Source organism: Bacillus sp. CH140a_4T (assembly GCF_008923725.1).
GTDB lineage: Bacteria > Bacillota > Bacilli > Bacillales > Bacillaceae_G > Bacillus_A.
In genome coordinates, this window is the sequence record NZ_WBPF01000016.1 from 431,454 (window position 1) to 452,636 (window position 21,183).

The following is a 21,183-nucleotide window of genomic DNA, read 5'->3' on the forward strand; positions in this document are numbered from 1 at the left end:
ATTGTCCTTTTTATTTGTTCTTAGAAAGAACGATTTTTAACGAAAGTTCTTACCACGTTATGAATATAACTATAATAGTACACGATTTATTCAGCTACGTATGGAAGTGGGAGGGACGAGTGTGAAGAATAAAAATAAAAGTTCAACAGTTGGAAAACCGTTGTTATATATTGCGCAAGTAAGTTTGGAACTTGCTGCACCGAAAATAAAGAGGATTATCTTAACAAACTTTGAAAATGAGGATCGAAGAGAAGTAAGTAATAGAAATGAAAATGAAAATGCTGTAAGTAGTGCTGTGGAAGAGGTAATAGAACAAAAAGAGCAACAAGAGCAGCAAGTAGAAGAAATAGAAGAAGAGGAACAAGTACAAGAACAGCAGGAGCCAGTGAGAACTGTTCCGTATAATAAATCATTTAAGGATATGAATAATGATGAGAAAATTCATTTCTTATTAAACCGTCCTCATTACATTCCGAAAGTAAGGTGCAGAATAAAAACGGATACAGTTTCTTATATTGGATCAATCATATCGTATCGTAATGGCATTGTATCCATTATGCCGCAAAATAGTATGCGAGATATTAAGTTGTCTATAGATGATATCCAATCGATTAGTATGGCCGGCTTTTAAATATGTAAAGGTGGTAGAAATCTTCTACCACCCCAATAGTTTTTTAATTTACTTCACTTATTAGATAGAAACGTCGCGTAAGCACTGAATCGCACAGAAGCAGCTTAAATCAACAGTAAGACAAGTGTTAGTCGATACTAATCTTGCATTTGGTACAGCTAAAAACGTACAAATTGGATCATTATCAGGTGGTACAGGAGAAGTATCACCTAATACTACAGTTAATACACGTAATACAGCACAGCTATCATCATCTACACTTTCCACACGGAAAATTGGAGATCGGCAGCTAGAAAGGCTTGCAGTTGGTGCAAATGCTTCAAAAGGTTCTCCAGTTTTTGTGTATAAAATAAAAGGGCGTGTATTTGCTACTGAAGCACTATTGTGTGCTCCTAAAAATGGGATTTCACAACCAGATCCACACGTTGTTGTAGAACAATCTTGTAATTCATTGATGAATTTTACAACGTCAACTACACAATGAGAAGAGCCATGGTGTTTATTTTCGTTACAACTCATTAATGTCACTCCTTATCTTCTTGTTTGTATTTACATTAATAAGATATTGGAGTCGAGGAGATTTGGTCACAATCTCAAGAGCTTTTTTTTTAAATAGGCAAAAGAAGATAAGGGAAGGTGGAATCATGCTGTTTACAAGTTGGCTTTTATTTTTCATTTTCGCGTTAGCTGCTTTTAGGCTCACCCGTTTAATTGTTTATGATAAAATTACAGCTTTTTTGCGAAGACCGTTTATTGATGAATTAGAGATTACAGAGCCGGATGGAAGTGTATCAACTTTTACAAAAGTAAAAGGTAAAGGATTAAGAAAGTGGATTGGAGAATTATTAAGCTGTTATTGGTGTACAGGTGTATGGGTTAGTGCTTTTTTATTAGTTTTATATAATTGGATTCCTATCGTTGCAGAGCCGTTACTTGCATTATTAGCTATTGCAGGAGCAGCAGCAATCATTGAAACGATTACAGGATACTTTATAGGAGAATAATATATTTTCATAATACGAGAAAAAGCGGAGTTTAAAAGAATGAGGGAACGGAAATAAAGAGTTGTTCATATAGTAAATAGACAGAATTGACAGTAGAGGAGATGTTTGCTGTGAGTAATAGTCCAAGGCAAAATTCATATGACCTGCAGCAATGGTATCATATACAGCAACAACACCAAGCACAACAACAGGCATACCAAGAACAATTACACCAACAAGGATTTGTGAAGAAAAAGGGATGTAATTGCGGGAAAAAGAAGAACACAATAAAACATTATGAAGAATGAAACACTCATATTACTGTGAGTGTTTTTTATTATAAATATAAAAAAGCGGTATTTCTAAGGAAGAAATACCGCTTTTTACTAGCTAATTTGTGCAACTGTTAATGCTGCAGCACGGATGTCTACAGTTCCAATTAACTCAACTGGTACAATTTGAATTAAATCGCCAGGGTTTAAGTTAATTAGAATAACACCACTGGATACGTCTACTTCACCAGTACCAATAACGTTAGAACGAACCGCTGTACCTGATCCAGGAATAATGTTAGCTGGCGTACCTAATGATAAGAAGAAACGACCAGCTTCTGGTGCAACAGGTGCGTTATCAAGACTAATTGTTAATGTATAACTGATTTGATAAATACCAGCTCGTAGAATTCGAATGCCATCTCCGACACTTACTGTATCATTTATTACAGGAACAGTAATATTTGGGTTTGGACTTACGCTAGGTAATAGTAATGGTGTGAATAATGAAGCGAACTGAGGGGCAGAAGCGTTGAAAGCAAAACCGAAGGCAGGTAGTGTACTAGCTGGTTTCGCCTCACAATCGATTTTAGTAAATTCGCAATCAGAAGAGAACATGTTTTTCACTCCTTTATCTGTTTCTACTTTCAGTTAATGAAAAGGACAGGTTCTATGTTCTAGACAAGTTCCCAATTTTAAGAAAAATACATAATAATACCTTTTAAGCATGGATTGGGTGGCAGAATTTTCTGCCACCCAATCCATGCTTAACTCATTATTTAGTTTTAAATCGTAACATCACGTAAGCATTGAATAGCGCAGAAGCAACTTAAATCAACAGTAAGACAAGTGTTGGTCGACATTAATCTTGCATTTGGTACAGCTAAAAACGTACAAATTGGATCATTATCAGGTGGTACAGGAGAAGTATCACCTAATACTACAGTTAATACACGCAATACAGCGCAATCATCATCATCTATACTCTCGACACGGAAAATTGGGGATCGGCAGCTAGAAAGGCTTGCAGTTGGTGCAAATGCTTCAAAAGGTTCTCCAGTTTTTGTGTATAAAATAAACGGGCGTGTATTGGCTACTGATGCACTATTATGTGCTCCTAAAAATGGAACTTCGCAACCAGATCCACATGTTGTCGTTGCGCATTCTTGTAATTCATGTATAAAACGAACGACATTCGATACACAGTTGAAATCACAATCATGATGATGATGATGATGGTCTTCGTTACAATTGCAGCTCATTATGTTCACTCCTTATCGTGAGTTCTGACATACACTATTACAATATGAGTGAGATATGGTTGATATTACGTTAATTCTTATGATAAAAACAGGGAATTTATATAGGAGGGATGTACATAATGCAATATAAAAAAAGACATCCTTATTTAGTGGATGTCTTTTCAGGTAAATCTTTTCGCGCAGTATATAAAAAACGAGATATATCTAATTTTTTTCCTCTAAAAAATTGCGGAGAGGAAATGTAAAGTTCTTCTTTCGCACGTGTAATTGCGACATAAAGTAGTCGGCGTTCTTCCTCTAAAGCTTCAGAAGTCTCTGTAACACGATCATTTGCATCTTTTAAAGAAGAAGTATGGGGGAGAATACCATCGCTCGCTCCAAGTAAAAAGACGCATGGAAATTCAAGGCCTTTTGCGTTATGAATAGACATAAGCGAAACAGCATCTTTTTGTGGCATTGTTTTTAATGCTTCCATTTCTTTTTGACCTTGAATTGCTTCATCAATAAATTGTAAATAAGCTGGAATGTCGGTGAAACGAGTTGCAGACTCCATTAATTCTTCTAACATTTCTTCTTGTATATCTTTATGCATCGTAAAGGAAGAGCGATCATTACTTTGTAAGTACTCTAAATACTTTCCTTTACCATGAATAATTTCTTTTAATGCTTTTTTCGGTTCTAATTCTTTTATAAATTTAATAAAATCGATACGCTCATTTACCTTTTTCACTTGAAAAGGTTTTAAGCTCGGATTTAATAATAAGAAATGGAGAAGAGAAGGGAAACGGCCCTCACCATATTTCCATTGTTCACGTTCAATAAATGAAATACAATCATCACGCCCAATATACATCGTTGGCAATATATTCGAAAGTGATTCTAGTCGAAACGGTTCAATTACCAGTCTTAAATGATCTAATACAGGCTTAATTAAAGAATGTTCATAAAACGATTGGCTCGCCCCGTGCTTAATAAACGGGATTTTGTGAATGGTAAGCTGATCAAGTAACGAACGGCTTACAGAATGTGTGCGATACAGTAAACAAAAATCTTTAAAGTTACGTCCGCCGCTATCTACTTTTTCTTGAATGAGCTGCAAAATTTGATTTGCTTCATCAAGAGTCGTAGCAGGTCTTGCGTAAAAAGGTTGTACACCTTCTTCGCGCACAGAATATAGCTCTTTATCAAAACGCTCCTGATTTAGTTTGATAACTTCATTTCCAAGTCCGACGATAAATGGGTTGGATCGATAATTTGTATTAAGTGCGATAATCGTAGTGTTATCAAATTCTTTTGGAAAAGATAAAATAATTTGGTGACTTGCTCCTCGCCAGCCGTATATCGCCTGATCGTCATCACCTGCGATAAATAAATTATTTCTTGGCGTGGCTAACAATTTTACAATTTCATATTGTGCATACGATGTATCTTGGAACTCATCTACTTCAATATAGTGGAAACGTTGTTGTAATTGGGTAAGCAAAGGAGCGTTATTTTCTAACATATAATATGTTTCTAATAAGATGTCATCGAAATCAATATAATTATATCGTTGTTTCACTTCTTCAAAACGCTCGTATACTTCTTTAAATTCTTGTTCAACGGGTGTTTTTACTTTTACATCTTTCGGACGATTCAATTTGTTTTTCTCAAGTGAAATCATAGCGAGCATCGTTTCAGCATCATAATCGTCTTTTAAGCGTAATTCTTTTAAAATTTTCTTTATCATAATTTGTTTATGTTTTTCGTTTGCTAAAATTTGCTGATTATATCCTTGACTACGAAGCAATTTTAAAAAGACAGAGTGGAATGTACCAGCAACAACGTAGCTACTTGCTGCACGATTCATACCTGGTAAATTTGCTACACGATTTCGGATTTCTTCAGCTGCTTTTTGTGTAAATGTAAGCAATAAAATATTGCGCGGATGAACTTGTTTTACATTTACTAAATAACCTACGCGAGTTGTTAAAACAGACGTTTTCCCGCTTCCAGCACCAGCTAATGTAAGGACAGGACCTTCTGTCGTTCGCACGGCTTCTAATTGTTTTTCATTTAAAAATACATTTTGTTGCTCGAGAGCGCGAAAGTACGCTGCATCTGCATCTTCTTCCATAATTAAATGGGTAGATGTTTTCGGAATATGATATGTTGCACGCGGAATATCAGCATGCGTTAATGATTTTTGTGAAAATTTTTCTTGTGTCATATATTCACCTTCAAAACTATAGCATCAACATTTAACTTTAGCGGAAGAAAAAGAAAATAGCAATGTAAAAAACAGGAGGGGATACCTCCTGTTTTCAAATTACAATTCTTTTATCATAACGATGTGAGGAATATTTGCTTCCATGAATACATCAGAATTCGTTACATATCCAAGTTTCTTATAGAAATCTTCAGCATGTGTTTGGGCGTGCAGCTTTAATTTTGGTAGCGAGTTTTTCTTCGCATACGCTTCAAGTGCATCCATAACAATTTTTCCAATCCCTTTTTTACGATGGGAAGCTAGTACGCAAATGCGTTCCATTTTTCCTATTCCATCCAGTATGCGAAAGCGACCAGCACCAACTGGAACATCATTATCATATATAACAACGTGTGTTGAAGTTTCTTCAAATTCATCATACTCTTCTTCAGCAGAAACTTGTTGTTCATTCACAAAGACTTGCTTACGTACAGAGAATGCGTCTCTTAGTTGTTCGTCCGTTTGTACGATTTGTGCGTGCAAATTAGTTGTGCCCCTTTCCAAGGTGAAATGTTTCATGTACAGTCCATGTACCATTTTCTAATTGATATAGAAGATGGAAGCGATCAATTGGTTGTTCATAATAGAAATCTTTCATACGTAATCGACCTAATACATCAGCATGTTCTGCATCTGATAAGCCTTGTCCGATTGTTAAATGAGGTACGAAAGCGTACTCGCGTTCTTGCGTAAAGAATTCACTATGCATTTCCTCATTTAAGAAAGTGAGTTCAGGTGTTTTTTCTACTTTAAAATAAAGAACATTATTAACAGGTGCGAATGAACCAACTTTTCCAACATGAAGGGTGAAAGGGTTCGTTTTATTTGCGATTGTATGTAACTCGTTTACAATCGATTCTAGTTGATCATCTTGCGTCTCAAAGGGTGTTTTCAATGTAATATGTGGCGGAACTAATGCGTAGTGCGGATCATAACGTTTACGCAATCCGTTCGCTTTATCTTGAATCATTTTAGATGGAAAAATTACAATGCCTAATTTCATGTTCCAATTCCTCCCTTTGTAAGTCTAGTTAGATTTTGAGAAAAACAAATCTCTCTATCTATTATATCAAATTATTCTGAATACTGCTCTCTATTATTTCATTGATAGAATATGAGAGAAAGCTTTCGGTAAATCAGTTTGCCAATATTTCCACGTATGGTTACCTGCAAACTCCTCGTAATGCGTGATGAAATTTCTATCTGTCAGAAGCGTATTGAGCTCACGGTTCGGTTGTACGAAATCAGATACTTGTCCATCCGTGCGCTTTACAGCTGTTTCTTCTGTCCCAATGACATGATAAAGGTCTAGCGCCTCCGGATTTTTGAAGTCTTTTGCTAAGTTCATCACTGTTTCATCCACAAATGGTGATTGCATAACGACTTTACCGAATGTATGCGGATACATAAGTGCAGTCATGAAGGAAACTGTTCCGCCAAGAGAATCCCCAATTAACACACGACCTTTTCCCATTTGGTACGTTGGATAATTTTCATCGATATATGGTGCAAGTTCATGAGCAAGGAAACGAATATACGCAGCGTTTTTCACTTCATTTGGGAAATATTTTTCTTTACGATCGTGTACATTTTTATATGGAATACCGACAATAATTGTACGGTCAATTTCTTCAGTTTCACGAAGGCGCTCAATTACACGGTGCGCTTTACCGAGCTGAAAATAATCTCTACCATCTTGTGCAATTACAACTGTATGTTTGTGCAGTGGTGTGTAATTTACTGGTAAGTAAACGAGAAGTGTGACATCTTCTTGAAGTGATGCACTATAAAATGAAATTTCTTCAATTCTCCCTATTGTTTGATTCATATAGATCCCCCTAAATAAAAATTTACTGTAATGATTGTAAGAGCGACGCTTGTAGTGAAAAAGAAAGAAATATTCACTAATAGGTGCTTTCGTTTCTATTTTACCATAATGGTACGAAGAATCTAAAAAATTAGTATTTAAGTTATGAAAGAAAACGGATATAATGAAGTGGGATTTTTGACAGGTGAGAGGGGAGACGGAATTTGAAACAAGAAAGATCAATCGCACTACCATTAGCAATTTCCATTATAGCCATTTCATTCGCAGCAGTTTTTGTAAAGATGTCCTCAGCACCATCTTCCATATTAAGTATGTACCGATTATGGATTATCGTACTTATTATGCTGCCAATCGTTTGGAAAAAACGGGAGGAATTTAGTAAGATTCAAATAAAAGATTGGGGATTTTTAATTGGATCTGGTTTCTTTTTAGCACTTCATTTTCTCTTATGGTTTGAATCTTTAAAGCATACGACAGTTGCTAGTTCGACGATTATTTTAGCACTTCAACCAATCGTATCTTTAGTTGGAGGTTTTTTCTTATTTAAAGAAAGAACAACATACTCAGCCATTGCGACAATGGGAATTGCGATACTAGGCGTAATGTGTATTGGGTGGGGAGATTTAGGGCTAAGTGAACAAGCAATTTATGGAGATATATTATCCTTTTTAAGTGTAATAGCGGTTGTCGGTTATTTATTTATCGGGCAAACGACAGTAAAGAAAGTATCACACTGGATTTACAGTTTTACAGTTTTTGCATTCGCAGGTATTTTTATGGGGATGTATAATATAGTATTGCAAGTGCCTTTTACAGGTTATTCGAAGTGGGACTGGACCGTTTTTCTTTTACTTGCGGTGGTGCCGACAGTGTCACACGTTATTAATAATTGGTTATTAAACTACGTAAATGCAACAACAATTTCAATGAGTATTTTAGGGGAACCAGTTGGAGCATCTATACTAGCGTTCTTCTTACTCGGGGAAAGATTAAATGCTATGCAAATTATCGGTAGCATGCTCGTATTGTTTGGTGTATCTGTTTTCTTACTACAACAACAAAAACGAACAGCAAAAAATGTAGTAAACGAGCCGGTGTACACACAGGAATTATAATGTTAGGGGAGAAAAGAGAAGTTGTGATACTTCTCTTTTTGTTTTATCCCACTTTAATGGGCAGTAAGACCCCCACCTCAAAATTCAGCGAAAGCAAAGAATTTAGGTGGGGGATCAACTGCCCATTAAAGTCCGATTGGTTCAACTAATAATCAGTGGGGGATGAGGAAAACCCCCACTGATTAAAGTTTCACTTTATAGAAATATAGGTGAGGAAGGGGGAAGGACATGGAATTTCCATCAAAAAAAGACGTATGGTTATATCCGATTTTTTTCGTTGTCATTGGAGCGTGTTTTGCTCCTCTATTTGCAGGAAAAGAGTATTTTCTTTTATTTTTTACAATCCCGTTAGCAATATTATTTATGTGGAGTTGGTTTTCGACAAAATACATCGTCGGAGAAGAAACAATTACAATTAGATCAGGTCTCGTTAAAAAACGCATATTTATACGAGATATAAAACAAATTTCAAATACGAAAAATCCAATAGCTGCTCATGCATTGTCATTGGATCGACTTGAAATTGTTTACGGTGCACATAAAACAGAAGTTATTTCTCCTAAAGATAAAGAACAATTCATCAATCTTGTTACAAGTAAAAATTCAAAAATTGAAACGAAGTAAAAGAGTGGCTACGAAGCCACTCTTTTACTTTGGATTTGTCATATAAGGTTGTACATGAATCATACATAGGTCACGGAACTTTCCTTCAGTAGTTGTGACAATTACGACTGCTCTTCCCGCACTTTTTCCAGTAATCGTTACCGTATCACCTTTTGGATATATTGTGATAACATCAGCATTCATATTTGTCCAAATAAGTTCTTTATTCGTCGCTTGCATTGGTAAAACGGAAGCTGATAGCTCAGTGCTTTGTCCAGTTCTTACCTTTAACTTATTTTTTTCCATATGAACACCGATGACTGAAATAACAGAAGGAGCAATTGAAATTTTAGGTGGATTAGGTTGTATGTTCAAACAAGAGGTAGAAGTATTTGTGATAGGTGAAAATTTTCGTGTTTGTTGTCGCTGAAAAGCTGCTAACATGTTGGAGTCCCCTTTCTGTATAAGTGCTGATATTCATACTATAAAGGAGTAGTGTTATGTTAAATTTAACGAAACATAAAGAATTTGTTAAATTTGAGAAGAAGATTGTCGAACTGTAAAAAAAGCTCTGCTGTTATCATAACAGCAGAGCTTTCTTTTTATAGATTATGACTATGTTGCTTTTCGAAATTCTCAAATTGCTCTTCAACTTCTTTTGAAGGTTTCGTTAGTAAACTAACAATTATGATCATTATTAAACTAATAGCGAAACCAGGAATCATTTCATATAAGGAATCTTTTAAGAATTTGAATTGAGTCCAAATAATTACTGTAGCGGCACCAGAAATCATACCAGCAAGTGCGCCCCATTTTGTCATACGTTTCCAATATAAGCTTAATAAAATAGCAGGTCCGAATGAAGAACCAAACCCAGCCCAAGCGTATCCAACAAGAGCTAAAATCGTATCATTTTGTTTAAACGCTAATGCGCACCCAACTAATGCAATAACTAGTACAGCCATACGACCGACAAATACAAGTTCTTTATCAGAAGCAGAACGTTTAAAGAATGTACGATATAAATCTTCTGTTATAGCACTAGAAGTAACGAGTAATTGAGATGAAATTGTACTCATAATCGCAGCTAAAATAGCTGCTAATAAAAATCCAGTAATAAGTGGATGGAATAAAATTTTTCCTAGTTCAAGGAAAATTGTTTCTGGATTAGATAATGTTAACTCTTGTTGTGAGTAGTAAGCGATACCGATAAGGCCAGTAAACATAGCTCCGACAACAGAGAAAATCATCCAGCTCATACCAATTCTTCGTGCGCTTTTAATTTCTTTTACAGAGGAAATCGCCATAAAGCGTACGATAATATGAGGTTGTCCAACATAACCAAGGCCCCATGCAAATAAAGAAATAATCCCTAAAGTAGAGGCTCCTTTAAAAATATCTAAACGCGTTGGATCTACAGATTGAATTGTATCAAATGCAGGTCCAAGTCCGTTCGAATTCATAATTGTTACGATAGGAACAAGAATAAGAGCAACAACCATAATGATTCCTTGCACGAAGTCTGTCCAACTTACTGCTAAGAAACCACCAAATAATGTGTAAGCGACAACAACGCCAGCAACAATGAATAATCCAAAGTGGTAGTTCATACCAAATGAATTTTCAAATAATACAGCGCCTGAAACAAGTCCTGAAGCTACATAAAAAGTAAAGAAAATCATAATAACAAGTCCGGATACTAAGCGTAGCATGTGAGATTTGTCGTGGAAACGGTGTTCCAAAAATTCTGGGATAGTAATAGAGTTGTTTGCAATTTCAGAGTAGGTACGTAAGCGAGGAGCGACATAAAGCCAGTTTGCGTATGCGCCTAGTGTTAGGCCGATCGCAATCCAACTACTACTTAATCCAACGCTAAACATTGCACCGGGTAATCCCATTAAAAGCCAACCACTCATATCCGATGCTCCAGCACTTAATGCTGTTACTGCGGGGCCTAGTGTACGCCCGCCAAGCATATAATCTGTTAAGTTGGACGTTCGTTTGTAGGCGAAATAGCCAATGACTAACATCCCGAGCATGTAAATAGAGATTGAAGTTAAAGTTAACATCTGCGTACTCATGTAGTTCCCCTTCCTTTTGTCATGTCTTTTGATGCGTTATGCATATTTATAATCTATCATGATTATTCTGAAAAATCCATACAGAAATATGAATTTTCAGAAATGTAAGCGTTTTTTGAAGTCATTTTACTTTTTTAATATATAATATTCATACAAAAAACCTTATTTTTAATAGAGTATTTATTATATTTACATAAAAAGAGGTTGTTTTGTCAATATAATATTGAAAGGAGAGAAAAATAAAATTTTTTTAAAAGTATTGACTTATGAAAAAAGTTAGGTCTATAATGAGTTCAACTTAAAAAAATGCAAGCGTTGATGAAGAAGAGTACACATGATGAACATGTCAGAGAGCTGATGGTTGGTGCGAATCAGTATGGGATTGATGTGGAATGGGCTTCGGAGCTTCCAAACCGAAACGAAAGAAGTAGGCTTTGGCGACATGATCTCATCGATACAAGAGACACGTATTGTTTTTGATACGGTAAAGTGCGTTACATTCGTAACGAATTAAGGTGGCACCACGGGAGTACCCGTCCTTTCTATAGGATGAGTACTCCCTTTTTGTGTACAAAAAATTAAATAAATGAAATCGTTGAAGTAAGAAGAGTACGTATATTGGAGACGTTACAGAGAGCCGGGGATAGGTGGGAGCCCGGTGCGGTGCCATATACGGAATGGGCTTACGAGAGGTATGCTGAACAATTGTTTTCAGTAGGCAACCCGGGTTCCGCCGTTACAAGGATAAGGTATATATTTTGTACCTGAATAAAGCGGGATGCTTTTGCGTCCAACATGAGGTGGTACCACGGTAAATTTATCGTCCTCTACATATTTTCGATATGTAGAGGACTTTTTTATTTTTCAGATTGAGGTGAAAGGCATGATGACAAAAGAGGAATTTATGAAGCAAAAAGAAAAGGGAAGAACATTTTTAGTAATCGCTGAAGAAGAAGGGGATAGCATTACGCCAATTTCTTTATATAGACGTATGAAGGGAAAGAAAAAGTTTTTATTAGAAAGCTCCCAGCTTCATCAAGATAAAGGACGCTATTCATATTTAGGATGTAACCCGTATGGTGAAGTGAAAAGCGTTGGTACGGAAGTGGAACGAACGATTTACGGCCAAACAGAAAAGCTGCAAGGTAACGTACTACAAGTGTTAGAAGAAGTAATCAAGTCAGCACACGTAGACAGTCCATTTCCATTTTGCGGAGGAGCAGTTGGTTATATTGGCTATGACGTCATCCGGCAGTATGAAAACATTGGAGCAGATTTACACGATCCATTGAATATTCCAGAAGTACACCTTTTACTGTACCGTGAGTTTATCGTGTATGACCACTTACGCCAAAAATTATCATTTGTATATGTATGCAGGGAAGACGATTCAGCTTCTTGTGACGAAGTATATGAAAGGTTGCAAGTATACAAAGAGGAAGTGTTACAGGGAGAAGCAGCGGAAGTAACTCAAATAAGGTCAACATTATCATTCACTTCTTCTATAACAGAAAAAGAGTTTTGTGAGATGGTAGAAACAGCGAAAGAACATATAAGGGCCGGGGACATATTCCAAGTCGTACTGTCACAGCGTTTGCAAAGTGAATGTATTGGTGATCCTTTCGCGTTATACCGTAAACTGCGCATTGCAAACCCATCACCATATATGTTCTATATTGATTTTCAAGATTATGTTGTACTCGGTTCTTCGCCGGAAAGTTTGTTATCAGTAAGAGAGGATAAAGTGATGACGAATCCAATTGCTGGTACGAGGCCGAGAGGGAAAACGAAGCAGGAAGATGAGGAAATTGAAAAAGAATTGTTAGAAGATGAGAAAGAACGAGCGGAGCACATGATGCTTGTAGATCTTGGGCGAAATGATATTGGCAGAGTGAGTGAAATTGGATCCGTGACGATAGATAAATATATGAAAGTAGAAAAATATTCTCACGTTATGCACATTGTATCTGAAGTTTATGGAATATTACGAAAACAAATGGTTGGATTTGATGCATTAGCGTATTGCCTACCAGCAGGAACAGTGTCAGGTGCTCCGAAAATTAGAGCGATGGAAATTATAAATGAGCTAGAGAATGAAAAAAGAAATGTATACGCCGGTGCGGTTGGATACGTTAGTTTTTCTGGAAATCTTGATATGGCGCTTGCGATTCGAACGATGGTTGTAAAAGATGAAAAAGCTTACGTTCAGGCAGGAGCAGGCATCGTTTACGATTCAGATCCAGTAGCTGAATATGAAGAAACATTAAATAAAGCGAGAGCGCTTTTGGAGGTAATGAAATGATTGTATTGATTGATAATTATGACTCATTCACATATAACTTGTATCAACTATTAGGCGAATACGAAGAAAATATTGTAGTCGTAAGAAATGATCAAATAACGATAGAACAGCTAGAAGGGATGAATCCAACAGGAATTGTGCTTTCACCAGGACCAGGAAAACCAGAGGATGCTGGCATTTGTATCGAAGTCATTCGTCATTTTTATAAGAACGTTCCCATATTAGGGATTTGCCTCGGACATCAGGCGATTATATCAGCATTTGGAGGAGAGATTGTAAGAGCAGAACGCATTAAACACGGAAAAACATCTCGTGTGAAACATAATGGAACTTCAATCTTTTCATATGTAACACAGCCATTAACGGCGATGCGCTACCATTCTCTTGTTGCAGCGCAAACGAGCTTGCCAGAGTGTTTTGACATACTAGCGACAGCGATGGACGACGGAGAAATTATGGCAGTTCGTCACAATTATTTTCCGCTATTCGGATTACAGTTTCATCCGGAATCAATAGCAACAGAAGAAGGCGGAAAGTTAATACATGCCTTTTTAGGCGAAGTGAAAGAGGAGGAAAGAGTATGAATAACTATCTTCGTAAATTAGTGGAGGGACAACATTTAACAGAAGAGGAAATGTATAAAGCAGGGCTTCTTTTATTAAATGAAAACGTATTGGAAAGTGAAATTGCGGCCTTCTTAGTCTTACTGAAAGCGAAAGGTGAAACAGCAGAAGAAATATACGGCCTTGTTCGAGCTCTTCGCGAAAAGGCATTACCGTTTTCCAACCATATACAAGGAGCTATGGATAATTGCGGGACGGGTGGTGACGGTGCCCAAACGTTTAATATTAGTACAACATCAGCATTTGTACTGGCAGGAGCTGGCGTAAAGGTTGCAAAACATGGTAACCGTGCCGTATCTAGTAAAACAGGAAGCGCGGATTTATTAGAAGAACTCGGTGTAAATATTAGCAGTACACCAAACGAAATTGATTATTTATTAGAGCATGTCGGAATTGCATTTTTATTCGCACCAGTGATGCATCCAGCATTAAGACGCATTATGAAAATAAGAAAAGAATTAAATGTGCCGACGATCTTTAACTTAATTGGACCGTTAACGAATCCCGTTAATCTAGAAACACAATTTGTCGGCATTTATAAACGAGATATGTTACTACCAGTTGCGCAAGTATTACAGAAACTAGGAAGAAAACAAGCGCTTGTCGTAAACGGAAGTGGTTTTTTAGATGAAGCATCATTACAAGGAGAAAATCGTGTTGTCATTTTAAAAGATAATGAAATAGTAGAAACGAGTATTGAACCTGAGAAATACGGTTTCCAAATAGTGAAAAATGAAGAGATTAGAGGCGGGAATTCAAAAGAAAATGCAAAGATTACGCTCGGCGTATTAAGCGGAGAAACGAGTGTTTACCGCGATACAGTGTTATTAAATGCAGGTCTAGCCCTTTTCGCAAATGGAAAAGTAGAAAAGATTGAAGAAGGAATTACACTAGCGGCACATAGCATTGACTCTGGAAAAGCATTAGCCAAACTAAACTTATTAATTGCAGCAAGTAATGAAAAATTAGAAAGGGTGAATTAAAGTGGGGACGATTTTAGACAAAATTGTAGACCAAAAGAAAAAGGAAGTTGCGGCATTATATGAAACGTATACTCCATTAAAAGAAAGTAGAAAGACACATTCACTTGTAGAAGCATTACAGCAGTTTACTGTCATTGCAGAAGTAAAGCGAGCATCACCATCAAAAGGAGATATCAATTTACACGTTGATGTACGAAAACAAGTGAAAACATATGAAGAGTGCGGTGCAGGAGCAGTTTCTGTTTTAACAGACCGTCAATTTTTTAAAGGATCGTTTCATGATTTACAAACGGCAAGAGAAGAAAGTAACATTCCGCTTTTATGCAAAGATTTCATAATCGATAAGATTCAAATTGATAAGGCGTATGAAGCTGGGGCAGATATTATTTTATTAATTGTAGCCGCGTTAACGAAAGAGAAGTTACAAGAGCTGTATAACTACGTACTAGAAAAAGGGTTAGAAGCAATTGTTGAAGTTCATGATGAACAGGAATTAGAAATTGCGATCCAATTAAATCCGCACGTTATCGGTATTAACAACCGTAATTTAAAAACATTCGAAGTCGATTTAAGCCAAACAGAAAAGCTTGGAAAACGATTAAACGAGGGGAAATTACTTTGGATTAGTGAAAGCGGGATTCATTCAAAAGAAGATATTATTCGCGTCAAACGAGCTGGAGCGAAAGGTGTATTAGTTGGAGAAGCACTTATGACATCATCTTCTATTCGTACCTTTTTTGAAGATTGTAAGGTGAACATATGAAAGTAAAAATTTGCGGGATCACTGATGTTGAAACGGCAAACCGTGCTTGTGAATACGGGGCTGATGCACTCGGATTTGTTTTTGCAGAAAGTAAGCGGAAAATCACTCCGGGGCTAGCGAAAGAAATCATTGAGAAGCTTCCAGCAAATGTGTTAAAGGTCGGTGTTTTCGTAAATGAATCAGTAGAAGAGATCCAGAAAATTGCAGATGAATGCGGGTTAACACATGTGCAACTACATGGGGATGAAGATAATCATCAAATTAGAAGATTGAATATTCCGTCTATAAAATCACTAGGAGTAACTTCAGAGAGTGATTTGAAAAATGCTCAAGCATATGAAACGGATTATATATTGTTTGATAGTCCGAAAGAAAAGTTTCACGGAGGAAATGGAAAGGCATTTTCATGGGAGTTACTCACGCATATGCCAAAAGAATTGCGAGAGAAAACGATATTAGCTGGTGGATTAAACGCTCTTAATATAGAAAAAGCGATTCGAACGATTCAGCCATATATGGTCGATATAAGTAGCGGAGTGGAGACAGATGGAAAGAAAGATGTAGAGAAAATAAAACAATTTATTATAAAAGCGAAGGAGTGTTCCAAATGAATTACACATATCCAGATGAAAAAGGTCACTACGGTATATACGGAGGACGATACGTTCCAGAAACGTTAATGCAATCTGTATTAGAACTAGAAGAAGCATATAAAAAAGCGATGCAAGATGAAGCATTTCAAAAAGAATTAAATCATTATTTAAAAACGTACGTCGGAAGAGAAACACCGCTTTATTTCGCTGAAAATATGACGAAGTATTGCGGCGGTGCAAAGATTTATTTAAAACGTGAAGATTTGAACCATACGGGAGCTCATAAAATTAACAATACAATCGGTCAGGCACTTCTTGCAGTACGAATGGGAAAGAAAAAAGTTGTTGCTGAAACAGGGGCTGGACAACACGGAGTGGCAACCGCTACTGTATGTGCCCTACTCGGATTAGAATGCGTCATCTTTATGGGAGAAGAAGATGTGAGACGTCAAAAATTAAATGTGTTCCGAATGGAATTACTCGGAGCGAAAGTAGAAAGTGTAGCGGCAGGTAGCGGCACATTAAAAGATGCGGTGAACGAGGCGCTTCGCTACTGGGTTTCACACGTGCATGATACACACTACATCATGGGATCTGTTCTCGGACCACATCCATTCCCGCAAATTGTTCGTGATTTCCAAAGTGTAATTGGAAATGAAACGAAAAAACAATATGAAGCGTTAGAAGGAAAGTTACCAGAAGCAGTCGTTGCTTGTATTGGCGGCGGTAGTAATGCGATGGGAATGTTTTATCCGTTCGTACACGATGAAGAAGTTGCTCTTTACGGTGTAGAAGCAGCTGGAAAAGGCGTTCATACAGAAAAGCATGCAGCCACTTTAACGAAAGGAAGCGTTGGTGTTTTACACGGATCAATGATGTATCTTCTGCAAAATGAAGAGGGGCAAATTCAAGAAGCTCATTCTATTTCAGCAGGACTCGATTATCCAGGTGTTGGGCCAGAACATAGCTTACTAAAAGATATTGGCCGCGTTTCTTATCATTCCATTACAGATGATGAAGCGTTAGAAGCGTTTCAATTATTAACGAAAAAAGAAGGAATTATTCCGGCATTAGAAAGCTCACATGCTGTCGCATACGCCTTAAAATTAGCGCCGCAAATGAAGAAAGACGAAGGGCTTGTCATTTGTTTATCTGGCCGCGGTGATAAAGATGTAGAGAGTATAAAACGTTATATGGAAGAGGTGTAAAAAATGGGATTAGAAAAAATTAAAACAGCGTTTGAAAATGGTAAGAAAGCATTTATTCCGTACGTAATGGGCGGAGATGGTGGCCTTGAAAAATTAAAAGAAAGAATTCGTTTTTTAGACGAAGCAGGAGCAAGCATCGTTGAAATCGGCATCCCGTTTTCAGATCCAGTCGCAGACGGCCCAACGATTCAAAGGGCAGGGAAACGAGCACTAGATAGCGGTGTAACAGTAAAAGGCATTTTTCAAGCATTAATAGAGGTAAGGAAAGAAGTGCAAATTCCGTTTGTACTCATGACATATTTAAATCCAGTACTCGCATTCGGAAAAGAACGATTCATCGAAAACTGTATAGAAGCAGGTGTAGACGGCATCATCGTTCCAGATTTACCGTATGAAGAACAAGACATTATTGCACCGTTACTTCGAGAGGCAAATATTGCGCTAATTCCACTCGTTACCGTAACGAGCCCGATTGAGCGAATTGAAAAAATTACGAGTGAATCAGAAGGATTCGTCTACGCCGTTACAGTAGCGGGCGTAACGGGAGTACGTCAAAACTTTAAAGGTGAGATTCATAGTTACTTAGAACAAGTAAAATCACATACACATTTACCGGTAGTGGCAGGGTTCGGTATTTCAACGAAGGAACATGTAGAAGAAATGATTACAATATGTGACGGCGTTGTCGTTGGAAGTAAAGTCATTGAGCTGTTAGAAAATGAAAAACGAGAAGAGATATGTGAATTAATACAGGCAACAAAACAAAAAGAAGAGGCGTAAGTCTCTTCTTTTTGTTTTACGTAATAAATGTTAAAATATACAGAAAATACATACAACTTAAAGGGTGAGAAAGCATGCTAAGACGGAAACTACTATATCTTCTTTTAACTGTACCATTATACGCTTGGCTCATTAGCATGACGAAAATAGAGTTGATGGCTCTATTTTTAGGATATGTATTCATCTTTTCCAACTTAAATCGCATTCAAGAGCAATCTATTTTAGAAATATGTATATTTTCGATTAGTATAGAACTATTTAGTATCGTTTCGATTGTATTATTAAATGAATTATTTCGCTGGATCCATTCATTTGAATTAATGAAATTTGGAAATGTTGTATTGCAAGTAATATGTGCTTATATTGTGTTTGTTGTGTTAGACAAAATAGTCGGACAGCAGAACGTTTTTCAGGATAATAGAAAATGGGAATGAAAAGGAGTCAGTTGGCTCCTTTTTTGAATCTGTTGTAAAAACAATTGAAAATTATGACATCTGTTATATAATAGTTAAAAATTGTATTTTTAATGAAAAGAGATGATAACATGGCCATATTGTTGGCACTTATCCCAATTATGATGATTTTCATTTGTTTATTTTTATTTAAACAAACGTCATTACGGTCCTCTTTAATTGCTTACGTTGTGTCTGTTGGAATCGTTTTACTCTCGCCAACGTTTCAATTAGGGATAAGTGAAACTGTGCACGCAACGATTAAAGGTTGGTTAATTTGTTTTATTGTCGGGTACGTGTTGTTTTTCGGTATTTTTTTATTTCACCTCATGAATAAAATGGGGTACATCGATCAAGTAGCGCGTTTTTTAGAAGAAGTGACGCACGATCGTTTATTACAAATGCTTCTTATGTGTTTTGGTATTTGTCCGCTAATTGAATCAGTAAGTGGATTCGGTATCGGCTTCATGGTTGCAGCACCTATCTTTCTTTCGTTAGGCTATAAACCATTTCAAGCTGTACTGCTCTCATTTATCGGTTTACTAGCTAGTTCATGGGGCGCAATGGCGACTGGTACGATTATCGGTTCGCAGCTTATAAACATGCCGCTTACAACACTTGGCACAAATACAGCACTATTAAGCATTCCGATGTTTGCCTATTTCGTCATTCTGTCTTTACACGTTGTTGGTGGCTGGCAGGCCGTGATTGAAAAGTGGAAAGAAGGATTCGGTTTCTTTCTATTATTCTCTCTCGGAATCTACCTTTCTAACGCATACGTAAGTGTTGAACTAGCAGGTATATTAAGTTCTATCATTACAATTACATTTGGCTTTCTTATCATTAAATTAAAAGGGAAAAATGAACAAAGTCTAATGACAGAACATGCTGCTGCAGCGGAAAGAGAAGTATCTATTATAAAAATTATTAGCCCTTATATATTCCTAACAGTTTGTATTTTACTTTCTCGCCTCGTACCAGTATTACATGATGTATTCAGATCATATGCAGTCCTTGATTTAAAATCATACTCTTACAAATTAGAAATGCTGTATTCACCAGGATTTTGGCTCGGTATGACTTGTTTATTTACTATTATTTTCTTCCGTATTCCATCTCATATTATTAAACAATCAATCTCGCAAACGATAAAACAATGGATTCCCTTTGCGATTACGACGACAATGTTTATCGCTATTTCAGAACTAATGGGTGCATCTGGTATGCATTCATTGCTTGCAAAAACAGCTGGTGAAACATTCGGTACATTTTTCATTTTCGTTGCTCCGTTCATCGGCGGAATTGGTGGCTTTTTAACAGGTAGTAACGCAGGATCAAATGCAATGTTTATAAAACTACAAATGCAAACTGCGCAAAACGTAGCACTCCCGTGGCAATACGTTACAACACTTCAAAACACCGCATCATCAGTAGCGACAATCGCTTGTCCATCACGAATTACACTAGGTGCGTATTTATGTAATATCCCGTATCGTGAAAATGAACTATTAAAGAAGACGACGTTAATGATTTTTGGGGCGGTGTTGCTCGTAGTGGTAGAGGTTATTGTTTGGTATATGTTGAGAAATTAAAAATCCTCCTAACATAGGAGGATTTTTTTTATGATTGGATAATGTTTAAAGTATGAAAAGCTTCTACTAAATGAATAGGAGATGAAATGTATGCCCCTAAAAAACTACGGTGTGTTAAAAGGTACAGTTATACAATCAAAGATTGGAAAAGGGAAAACACCTCATTATCAAGTTCATTTACAAGGCGAAGCAGGAGTAGATTATCGTATTGCAATTAATGTGAAATCGCAAAGTTATCCGTCAGAAGTTTTATATTTTGCGAGTGATAATATCAGGTCAGAGGCGATTCATATTTTACCGACATTACCATTCGGTTTTACAGAAATAAAAAACAATGAACCGAAAGTAGCGTTAGACTATGTAAGAGGTAATGTATTTGATTCGAAGCAAATGATTCCTTTACCTGCTGAAAAAGCAGGAGTTGATAATGATTTAAATGAAAAAATAGAACGTTATATAAAACGGGCGATAGAAGAAAAAGCAATTATTTACGCGTTCGGTGAAAGATGGGGACCAGAAGAAAATACACCTGATTCTTACTTTCATTTTGAACCAGGAAACGGTATACACGATATTCATATGAATCAAGGAAATGTAGAGAAATGGAAAGGTGATAATGGTATATGGCAAGACGGAGGCATACTCATTCACTTCGAAAAGGAAGAAGAATGGATTGGTATCTTTCTTGCCTTTCAATCACAGTCGTGGTGTACCGATGAGGATGGACATGCTCGCGTTCCGGTTGAGCATTGTGATTATAAGAACAATAAGTGATGAGAAGAGCTAGTTCGTAATGAACTAGCTCTTCTCATTGTAAACAAGATAAATGGTATATAGTGGTGGGATTATGTATGCAATATTAAA

General features: G+C 36.7%; 24 protein-coding genes and 2 other annotated features. Of the genes, 15 read left to right on the forward strand and 9 right to left on the reverse strand.

Going from position 1 to position 21,183, the window contains the following annotated elements:
• The first annotated feature begins 100 nt into the window (after positions 1-100).
• Entirely contained in the window at positions 101-631 is a 531-nt protein-coding gene (locus F8162_RS17685) for a spore coat CotO family protein (RefSeq protein WP_151631289.1), read from the forward strand.
• A gap of 60 nt (positions 632-691) precedes the next feature.
• On the opposite strand, the gene exsY is transcribed toward F8162_RS17685, so the two are convergent.
• Positions 692-1,150, reverse strand: coding sequence for an exosporium assembly protein ExsY (gene exsY / locus F8162_RS17690; protein ID WP_001277728.1), 459 nt, complete (start codon positions 1,148-1,150; stop codon positions 692-694).
• 125 nt (positions 1,151-1,275) lie between these two features.
• Between exsY and F8162_RS17695 the strand changes: the two genes are divergently transcribed.
• Both F8162_RS17695 and F8162_RS17700 read left to right on the forward strand, forming a co-directional pair.
• Positions 1,276-1,635, forward strand: a complete 360-nt coding sequence (locus F8162_RS17695) for a DUF1360 domain-containing protein (protein ID WP_000899661.1) — start codon at positions 1,276-1,278, stop codon at positions 1,633-1,635.
• A gap of 101 nt (positions 1,636-1,736) precedes the next feature.
• Positions 1,737-1,922, forward strand: coding sequence for a cytochrome C oxidase subunit III (locus F8162_RS17700; RefSeq protein WP_151631288.1), 186 nt, complete (start codon positions 1,737-1,739; stop codon positions 1,920-1,922).
• A 78-nt stretch (positions 1,923-2,000) separates the two neighbouring features.
• Here F8162_RS17700 and exsF read toward each other — a convergent pair whose 3' ends face one another.
• The 6 genes from exsF to F8162_RS17730 form a co-directional block, all read right to left on the reverse strand.
• The gene (gene exsF, locus F8162_RS17705) at positions 2,001-2,504 is read right to left on the reverse strand and encodes an exosporium protein ExsF (RefSeq protein WP_000492933.1); all 504 of its coding nucleotides are present in this window, start codon (positions 2,502-2,504) and stop codon (positions 2,001-2,003) included.
• Between the two features lie 167 nt (positions 2,505-2,671).
• The gene (cotY, locus tag F8162_RS17710; RefSeq protein ID WP_151631287.1) at positions 2,672-3,148 is read right to left on the reverse strand and encodes a spore coat protein CotY; all 477 of its coding nucleotides are present in this window, start codon (positions 3,146-3,148) and stop codon (positions 2,672-2,674) included.
• A 142-nt stretch (positions 3,149-3,290) separates the two neighbouring features.
• Positions 3,291-5,357 (reverse strand): ATP-dependent helicase, encoded by a 2,067-nt coding sequence (locus tag F8162_RS17715; RefSeq protein ID WP_151631286.1) that lies wholly within the window; start codon positions 5,355-5,357, stop codon positions 3,291-3,293.
• Between the two features lie 99 nt (positions 5,358-5,456).
• Positions 5,457-5,879 carry a GNAT family N-acetyltransferase gene (locus F8162_RS17720; RefSeq protein ID WP_151631285.1) on the reverse strand — a complete coding sequence of 141 codons (423 nt, stop codon included), beginning with the start codon at positions 5,877-5,879 and terminating at the stop codon, positions 5,457-5,459.
• 1 nt (position 5,880) lies between these two features.
• Complete coding sequence (locus tag F8162_RS17725; protein WP_151631284.1) at positions 5,881-6,399, reverse strand: YjcG family protein; 519 nt, start codon at positions 6,397-6,399, stop codon at positions 5,881-5,883.
• A 93-nt stretch (positions 6,400-6,492) separates the two neighbouring features.
• Positions 6,493-7,224: an alpha/beta hydrolase gene (locus F8162_RS17730; RefSeq protein ID WP_151631283.1), complete on the reverse strand. Its 732-nt coding sequence runs from the start codon at positions 7,222-7,224 to the stop codon at positions 6,493-6,495.
• Between the two features lie 203 nt (positions 7,225-7,427).
• Here F8162_RS17730 and F8162_RS17735 point away from each other — a divergent pair, with 203 nt between their 5' ends.
• Positions 7,428-8,339, forward strand: coding sequence for a DMT family transporter (locus F8162_RS17735; protein WP_151631282.1), 912 nt, complete (start codon positions 7,428-7,430; stop codon positions 8,337-8,339).
• A gap of 228 nt (positions 8,340-8,567) precedes the next feature.
• Positions 8,568-8,963, forward strand: coding sequence for a PH domain-containing protein (locus tag F8162_RS17740; RefSeq protein WP_151631281.1), 396 nt, complete (start codon positions 8,568-8,570; stop codon positions 8,961-8,963).
• A gap of 24 nt (positions 8,964-8,987) precedes the next feature.
• Here the strand turns inward: F8162_RS17740 and F8162_RS17745 are convergent, their stop codons facing one another.
• Both F8162_RS17745 and putP read right to left on the reverse strand, forming a co-directional pair.
• The gene (locus F8162_RS17745; RefSeq protein ID WP_151631280.1) at positions 8,988-9,386 is read right to left on the reverse strand and encodes an Ig-like domain-containing protein; all 399 of its coding nucleotides are present in this window, start codon (positions 9,384-9,386) and stop codon (positions 8,988-8,990) included.
• Between the two features lie 158 nt (positions 9,387-9,544).
• Entirely contained in the window at positions 9,545-11,023 is a 1,479-nt protein-coding gene (gene putP, locus F8162_RS17750) for a sodium/proline symporter PutP (RefSeq protein WP_151631279.1), read from the reverse strand.
• Between the two features lie 306 nt (positions 11,024-11,329).
• Positions 11,330-11,567 (forward strand) — a binding site (T-box leader).
• 42 nt (positions 11,568-11,609) lie between these two features.
• Positions 11,610-11,854, forward strand: a binding site (T-box leader).
• 52 nt (positions 11,855-11,906) lie between these two features.
• Here putP and trpE point away from each other — a divergent pair.
• The 10 genes from trpE (at position 11,907) to F8162_RS17800 (ending at position 21,093) form a co-directional block, all read left to right on the forward strand.
• Positions 11,907-13,325, forward strand: coding sequence for an anthranilate synthase component I (gene trpE / locus F8162_RS17755; protein WP_151631278.1), 1,419 nt, complete (start codon positions 11,907-11,909; stop codon positions 13,323-13,325).
• Positions 13,322-13,909 carry an aminodeoxychorismate/anthranilate synthase component II gene (locus F8162_RS17760; protein ID WP_151631277.1) on the forward strand — a complete coding sequence of 196 codons (588 nt, stop codon included), beginning with the start codon at positions 13,322-13,324 and terminating at the stop codon, positions 13,907-13,909. The genes trpE and F8162_RS17760 overlap by 4 nt, the downstream gene beginning before the upstream one ends.
• A complete protein-coding gene (gene trpD / locus F8162_RS17765) occupies positions 13,906-14,931 on the forward strand; it encodes an anthranilate phosphoribosyltransferase (RefSeq protein WP_151631276.1) in 1,026 nt (341 codons plus the stop codon). Before F8162_RS17760 ends, trpD begins: the two co-directional genes overlap by 4 nt.
• Position 14,932: 1 nt before the next feature.
• A complete protein-coding gene (gene trpC / locus F8162_RS17770) occupies positions 14,933-15,694 on the forward strand; it encodes an indole-3-glycerol phosphate synthase TrpC (RefSeq protein WP_151631275.1) in 762 nt (253 codons plus the stop codon).
• Complete coding sequence (locus F8162_RS17775) at positions 15,691-16,305, forward strand: phosphoribosylanthranilate isomerase (protein WP_151631274.1); 615 nt, start codon at positions 15,691-15,693, stop codon at positions 16,303-16,305. The genes trpC and F8162_RS17775 overlap by 4 nt, the downstream gene beginning before the upstream one ends.
• On the forward strand, positions 16,302-17,495 hold the full coding sequence (trpB, locus tag F8162_RS17780; protein ID WP_151631273.1) for a tryptophan synthase subunit beta: 1,194 nt from the start codon (positions 16,302-16,304) through the stop codon (positions 17,493-17,495). The genes F8162_RS17775 and trpB overlap by 4 nt, the downstream gene beginning before the upstream one ends.
• A gap of 3 nt (positions 17,496-17,498) precedes the next feature.
• Positions 17,499-18,275: a tryptophan synthase subunit alpha gene (trpA, locus tag F8162_RS17785; protein ID WP_151631272.1), complete on the forward strand. Its 777-nt coding sequence runs from the start codon at positions 17,499-17,501 to the stop codon at positions 18,273-18,275.
• Positions 18,276-18,349: 74 nt separating this feature from the next.
• The gene (locus F8162_RS17790) at positions 18,350-18,709 is read left to right on the forward strand and encodes a DUF4029 domain-containing protein (RefSeq protein ID WP_151631271.1); all 360 of its coding nucleotides are present in this window, start codon (positions 18,350-18,352) and stop codon (positions 18,707-18,709) included.
• Positions 18,710-18,819: 110 nt separating this feature from the next.
• Entirely contained in the window at positions 18,820-20,319 is a 1,500-nt protein-coding gene (locus tag F8162_RS17795; protein WP_151631270.1) for an L-lactate permease, read from the forward strand.
• A gap of 90 nt (positions 20,320-20,409) precedes the next feature.
• Positions 20,410-21,093, forward strand: a complete 684-nt coding sequence (locus tag F8162_RS17800; RefSeq protein ID WP_151631269.1) for a DUF2278 family protein — start codon at positions 20,410-20,412, stop codon at positions 21,091-21,093.
• The last annotated feature ends 90 nt before the right edge of the window (positions 21,094-21,183 follow it).